General features: G+C 69.4%; 6 protein-coding genes. 3 read left to right on the forward strand and 3 right to left on the reverse strand.

Annotated elements, in window-relative coordinates; genetic code table 11:
* Positions 1–206, forward strand: a 206-nt coding sequence (locus IQ216_RS10435; RefSeq protein WP_193815421.1) for an adenylyl-sulfate kinase, incomplete at its 5' end; no start/stop codon positions are given.
* A 20-nt stretch (positions 207–226) separates the two neighbouring features.
* Here the strand turns inward: IQ216_RS10435 and IQ216_RS10440 are convergent.
* Positions 227–1,306 (reverse strand): AI-2E family transporter, encoded by a 1,080-nt coding sequence (locus IQ216_RS10440; protein ID WP_193815422.1) that lies wholly within the window; start codon positions 1,304–1,306, stop codon positions 227–229.
* A 33-nt stretch (positions 1,307–1,339) separates the two neighbouring features.
* Entirely contained in the window at positions 1,340–1,894 is a 555-nt protein-coding gene (purE, locus tag IQ216_RS10445; protein ID WP_255510599.1) for a 5-(carboxyamino)imidazole ribonucleotide mutase, read from the reverse strand.
* Between purE and IQ216_RS10450 the strand changes: the two genes are divergently transcribed.
* Together IQ216_RS10450 and bchM are read left to right on the forward strand one after the other, a co-directional pair.
* Positions 1,878–3,035 (forward strand): N-acetylglucosamine-6-phosphate deacetylase, encoded by a 1,158-nt coding sequence (locus IQ216_RS10450; RefSeq protein ID WP_186698332.1) that lies wholly within the window; start codon positions 1,878–1,880, stop codon positions 3,033–3,035. The genes purE and IQ216_RS10450 overlap by 17 nt on opposite strands.
* Positions 3,036–3,099: 64 nt before the next feature.
* Positions 3,100–3,804 (forward strand): magnesium protoporphyrin IX methyltransferase, encoded by a 705-nt coding sequence (bchM, locus tag IQ216_RS10455; RefSeq protein WP_193815423.1) that lies wholly within the window; start codon positions 3,100–3,102, stop codon positions 3,802–3,804.
* A gap of 9 nt (positions 3,805–3,813) precedes the next feature.
* On the opposite strand, the gene gghA is transcribed toward bchM, so the two are convergent.
* Entirely contained in the window at positions 3,814–6,273 is a 2,460-nt protein-coding gene (gene gghA, locus IQ216_RS10460) for a glucosylglycerol hydrolase (RefSeq protein ID WP_193815424.1), read from the reverse strand.
* Positions 6,274–6,459: the final 186 nt, after the last annotated feature.

A 6,459-nucleotide genomic window follows, 5' to 3' on the forward strand; every position in this document is an offset into this window, starting at 1 on the left:
GCGTCTGCGAGGAGCGCGACACCAAGGGCCTCTACGCCAAGGCCCGCGCCGGGGTGATCAAAGAGTTCACCGGCATCTCCAGCCCCTACGAAGCCCCCGAATCCCCGGAGCTGCGGGTGGACACAGGCCGTGCCGAGCTGGAGGGCTGCGTGGCCCAGGTGCTGAGCTTCCTCGATGCAAACGGCATCATCCCCGCCGCCAGCTGATTCAGAGATCGCCTGGGGCCTCAGGGGCTGAGCGGCTCCGCAGGAATGGTCCGGCGTGACGCGAGGCTCACATCCAGAAACGTCTTGCTGCAACTCGCCACCGGCACGGCCAACAGCAGACCGAGCAGCTCCCCCAGGCCCATCAGGCTGCCCAGCCGGGCCCCTAACGGCAGGCAGATCAGCAACCAGGCGGGCTGCAGCCCCACGATGCTGCCCATCAGACGGGGCTGGATCACCTGATCCACCACCTGGCCCACGGCAATGGCCACCGCCAGCACCTCCAGACCTGTGCGGGGGTCGTTGAGCGCCACCAGGCCGCTCAACAGCACGATCGTGAGGGCGCTGGCATAGGGCACCAGGGTGGTGAAGCCGATCGCCACGGCGAACAGCACCCCATAGGGAATGGCCAACAGGGTGAACACCACGATCTGCAGGCCGCTCAGGATCATCGCCAGCACCACCTGCCCGGCGAAATAGCCCCGGAACGTGCGGCTCAGGGTGTCCACCACCAGGGATCGGACGCCCGCCGGCAGCCACTGGGCCAGGCCAGCGCTGATCGACTCCCCGCCGAGCAACAGAAACACCGCCAGCACCAGCACGATCACCGTGTTCACGGTGAGACCGACGGTCGCCCCGAGCAGACCCAGCAGCCGCTGGCTCAGCTGGCTGGCCAGCTTGCTGAAGCGGGTCAGGAGTTCACTGCTGAGGTTGCCGAAATCCGTGGGGATCCCCTGCTCCTGAGCCCAACCCTCCAGCGCATCGAGCCACACCTCTCCCTGGGCCAGCCAACCCGGCAGCGCTGCGATGAGTTCGGCCAGCTGATCAATCAGGCGCGGCACCAGCCAGAGCAGGGCCAGGGCCAGTAATCCCATCGCCAGCCCCAGCACCAGCACCATCGCCAGACTGCGAGGCAGGCCCCGCTGGCGCAGCCAGCGGCTGGGGATATCCAGCAGGAAGGCGATGAGAGCGGCGGTGAGGAAGATGGCTGGGAACGGCGCCAGCGGCAGCAGCAACTGACGCAGCACCCAGAGGTTGAGCACGAGCAGGGGCAGGGCCAGGCCGATCTTCAGCCAGGGGGGGAGGACCAGACGCTCGAGCATCGCGGGGTGATCGCAAGGGGGAGAAAGAACGCCTTAGTCCATCTGGGCCAGGTAGGCCTCGCTGCCCAGCTGGCCGAGGCGCCCATCCTTGGCGCGCACCTGGCCATGCAGTTCAGCGCGGTAGGCCAGCAGGGCCTCCGCCAGCCGCCCATCGGCCGTGGCCAGGATCTGCACCGCCAGCAGGCCGGCGTTGGTGCCGTTGCCGATCGCCACCGTGGCCACCGGAATCCCGGCGGGCATCTGCACGATCGAGTGCAGCGAATCCACCCCGGAGAGGGCCCGGCTCTGCACCGGCACGCCGATCACCGGCAGGGTGGTGAGCGCCGCCACCATGCCGGGCAGGTGGGCCGCACCGCCGGCGCCGGCGATGATCACCTTGAGCCCCCGCCCAGCCGCCTGCTGCGCGAAGGCCACCATCTCCAGCGGTGTGCGGTGGGCGGAGAGCACCCGCACCTCGGCCGCCACGCCGAAGCGCTGCAGCATCGCCACCGCGGGCTGCATGGTTGGCAGATCGGAATCGCTGCCCATCACCACGGCCACGCGGGGTTCGGAGCCGGAACGGTCCGCTGCGATGCGCTGGATCCGCAACGTCCGCCTGCCCCAGGCCCGCCGCTGCAGCCACGGCCGGCAGCAGCGCTGGCGGCTCGGCCTCGACGCCCACGACTGGATCGAGGTGCTGGAGCCGATCGACCCCGGCAGCAGCGTGGCCGGCGACGACTGGCAGGGCGACTGGCTGAGCCCTGCCGGGGTGGACCTGCAGATCAACGGCGGCCTCGGCCTCGCCTTTCCGGAACTCACGCCCGCCGATCTGCCCCGGCTGCTGGAGCTGCTTGAACTGCTGTGGCGCGATGGGGTGGAGGCAATCTGCCCCACCCTCGTGACCTGCGACAGCGCCGCCCTGCGCCAGGCCCTGGCCGTGCTGGACCGGGCTCGCCAGCAGCACCGCGACGGCCGCTGCCAGCTGCTCGGCGCCCACCTGGAGGGGCCCTTCCTCCACCCGGCTCGCCGGGGCGCCCACCCCCGGCAGCACCTGGTGGCCCCCAGCCTGGAGGCCCTGGCAGCGCGCATCGACGGCTTTGAGGACCAGATCGATCTGATGACCCTGGCTCCCGAACTGGAGGGCGCCGGCGCCGTGATCGCGGCCCTGCGGGAGGCCGGGGTGGTGGTGAGCCTGGGCCACAGCAGCGCCGATGAGCACCAGGCCGCCGAAGCGTTCAGAGCCGGTGTGGGCATGCTGACCCACAGCTTCAATGCCATGGCGGGCCTGCAGCACCGCAACCCGGGCCCGATCGCCGCGGCCGTGCTCGATGGCGGCGTGGCGCTGGGGCTGATCGCCGATGGCGTGCACGTGGCGCCGTCGATGGTGCTGCTGCTGCAGCGCCTGGCTCCCGAGCAGCTCGTGCTGGTGAGCGATGCCCTGGCCCCCTACGGTCTCGGCGAGGGCCGCCACCGCTGGGACGAGCGGGTGCTGCTGGTGCAGAACGGCTGCTGCCGCCTGGAGGACGGCACCCTCGCCGGGGTGACACTGCCGCTGCTGAACGGGGTGCGGCGGCTGGTGGACTGGGGCGTCGCGGCTGAGCAGGCGATCGCCGCGGCCACGATCACGCCCCGGCGGGTGCTCGGAGATGGCCGCGACACCGCCACCATGCTGGTGGGCTCACCCCTGGCGGAGACCCTGCGCTGGAACTGGGAGGAGGGGGGAACCCTGGGCTGGCGGCGCTGCGCCTGAGCAGCCGCGGACCTGCGGGGCCCTGGGCCGCTCCTTAGGATCCGAGCCACTTTCTTCTGCCCCGATGCCTGCTGAGTCCACGGCCGTTGAGAAGGACGAGGTGAAGGGCTACTTCGAAACCACGGGTTTCGAGCGCTGGAACCGGATCTACAGCGACAGCGAGGACGTCAACAAGGTGCAGCGGAACATCCGCCTGGGGCACCAGAAAACAGTGGACAACGTGCTGGCCTGGTTGCAGGAGCAGGGTGATCTCTCCAGCCGCAGCTTCTGCGACGCTGGCTGCGGCGTGGGCAGCCTCAGCCTGCCCCTGGCCGGACTCGGCGCCGGCAGCATCGCCGCCAGTGATCTTTCCGAGGCCATGGTGGCGGAAGCCGCGCGCCGGGCCGCCGCTGCCGGCCTCAGCACCAGCCAGCTGCAGTTCCACGCCTCCGACCTGGAGAGCCTCACGGGGCGCTACGACACCGTGATCTGCCTGGATGTGTTCATCCACTACCCCCAGGCCGCCGCCGAGGACATGGTGCGTCATCTGGCCGCCATGGCCGAGAAGCAGCTGATCGTGAGCTTCGCCCCCTACACCCCCCTGCTGGCGCTGCTCAAGGGCATCGGCCAGCTGTTCCCCGGGCCCAGCAAGACCACCAGGGCCTATACCCTGCGGGAGGAGGGCATTGTCAAGGCCGCCGCTGAAGCCGGCTTCACCCCCGTGCGCCGCAACCTCAACCAGGCCCCCTTCTATTTTTCGCGGCTGATCGCCTTCGAGAGGCAAGGCTGAAGCCTGGGCTCAGCCGGGCTCCAGCAGCAGCGCCTGGCTGTCCTGGAACAGGATCGGCTCGCGGCCGGCCAGCTGCGCAGCACTGGGCTCCAGCCCGGGAGAGGCCAGCAGCAACCGCCAGGGCCCGGCCTGCTCCGGAAAGAGCTCGGGCAGGCCGAGCGCCATCGCCGCACCGCCCATGTGGGCCACCAGGGCCACGGTGGAGGCTTCAGGTTCAGGAGCCCGGCGCATCCCGTAGAAGATCGTCGTGGAGGGCGTGGTGAGCAGATCCAGCCGCTCGTCGTTGCTCAGGTTCTCGGCCAGCCAGGGCCGGGAACGGCGGAACTCGCGCAGGGCCATGTTGAAGCCGGCCTGCACCGGATCCACCCGATCGGCATGGAGCCAGATGTTGCAGGCGGCATGCATGTCTTCCATGAAATGGCGGGCAAAGGCCTTCAGCCAGGCCACGTCCACCACCGCCGTGGTGCCGTCGTCGCCGGTGGGCATCCCGGCCTGGCAGGCCAGGGCGATCTGCTCGAGGTCGTAGTCGGTGGCGGAGATGGAGCCCGTCAGCAGGGCCAGAAACTGGCGCAGCTGGGCCAGCTCCCTGAAGCCCAGCTGCTTGATCGCCTGGAACAGCCCGTCAGCGGCGTACAGCGCGTCGCTGAGCTGCCAGTCAAGGAAACCCGGGGCCTCCTCCGCCACCACCTTGACGCCGAAGCGGTCGTCGGTGTTGCGGAAGAAGCCCCAGGGCGCCCGCATCAGGCAATGGATGAAATCCATGGGCAGGCCCGGGCCGAAGCCGTAGGTGAGGGCCCCGATCGCGCCGTTGTCGTAGGCGTTGGCCAGCACCTCCGGCAGCGTGCTGCCGAGGTGGGGATTGATCGGCTCGCCGGGATCCACCTGGGTGCCGCGCCGCAGGGTGTCGTGGTTGCCGCAGCCGTTGACCCAGCGGGACCCCAGCTGCATCTTTTCGCAGACCCTCCGCCACTTACGGGCCCAGAAGCCATGCAGGGCCGGGGTGTTGTGGGCAAAGATCATGGGACCCCACTGAAAGGCGTCGGGACGCTGCTCCACCAGGTCGCGGTAGCTGGACACCTCCTCCCAGCCCTCAGCCGGCCAGGGCCGGCCGTCTTCATAGATCACAAAGGGCCGCCAGCGCGCCGGGCCGATCTCCTGCACCAGATCGCCCATGCTCAGCAGGTAGGGATCGTCGTAGGCGACCCGGCCGGTGATCGGGTCGAAGTACTTGAAATCCTGGCCACCGTCGATGCGGATGCCATCGGCGCCGGTGTTGACCTTGCGGCGCTGCATCTCGAGCAGGATCGCCCGCACCACCGGGTTCTGGTGGTTCACATCCTGGCCGTACATGTTCGGCCCCTTGAGAAAGCGGCCGTTCAGCAGGTCGATGGCCTGGTTGTCGGCGTGGCCATAGACCAGGTCGTAGACCACCCTGATCGGGCCGGTGGGGAAGGTGTGGAGTTCGCTGATGAAGGCCACCAGCTCATCGGGCCGCAGGGTTTCGAGCAGGGCCGGATTGGTGGCGGCGCTGCCGAAAATCACGATGTCGTAGCCCCAGTTCTGCAGGTCGGGGCGCCGCAGCCGCACCCGCACATCCCCCGCCTCAGCCACGATCCCCTCGGTTTCGGTATCGAGCACGTCCTCATCGTCTGGCCGCAGGCTGAAGTGGTCGTCGTCACCCCCTTGCCCGGAGCGCACCTCCACCGTGGGTTCGGTGGGTAACAGCTGCACCGCGTCGTAGCCGATCAGGTTGGTTTCGGCGGGGGTCAGCGCCTCGCCGCAGCGCAGTTTGGCGGCCAGCTTGCGGTAGAGCTCCGTAAGCCCGGAGAGGTAGCCATTGGGTGAGGCCGTGCGCACATGCAGCTGCAGGATGTTGCAGGGGGCCGGAATGGTGACGGGCTCATCGGCGATGAGGGTGTCGTAGTAGGCGTGATCGGTCCGGCGGGCCTGCAGACCCTCCAGGTCATAGATCTCGGCGGGGGCGTAGACGCCGTAGGGGAAGGAGTTGCCGAGGCAGTCCCCCAGGGCGGTCACGGCATTGGTGTCAGGGCTGAGGTAGCGCAACCAGTAGAGCGAACCGATCGTGGTGACATCGCCGACCCGCAGGCCACTGAGCACGCCCCAGTGGTATTCACCCCACTTCTCGAGCTGCAGGTAGTCACGGTGGAAGCGCACCGTCTGCTCGGCCAGGGAGGGATCGATCGTCTGGCGAGGGGTGAACACTTCCAGCTGGATGTTCTTCGGCTGGATCACATCGCCGGAGAGTTCCGGCGTCCAGAAGCCGATCTCCACCAGCCCGTCGGGGCGCACGTGGGCCCCGAGCCGCGTGGCCAGCAGCCGCGCCTTCTCGAACAGGGTGCCCTCGCCGGCCTCCACCGCCTCGGCCCAGGCCAGCAGCGCGGCGGTGGGCTCGGATTCCAGCTGGATGGAGGCATCCCTTTGGAGCCTGGCAGAGGGGGGCTGGGGCATGGCCTGGCGTCGGGAACAGCCGGGGGCTCACCCTGACATGGGGTCGGCGTCAGAGTCGCAGGCCCCATCGGCGGAACCGAGCAGGGGCGGGGGCAGTGGCGCCTCCAGCGCCAGCACCTGCCCGCCCGGCAGGGGCAGCCACAGCCGGTGGGCGTGGAGCCGGTAGCCGCCCTCCCCCGGCAGCAC

It is taken from the genome of Cyanobium sp. LEGE 06143 (assembly GCF_015207535.1).
GTDB lineage: Bacteria > Cyanobacteriota > Cyanobacteriia > PCC-6307 > Cyanobiaceae > NIES-981.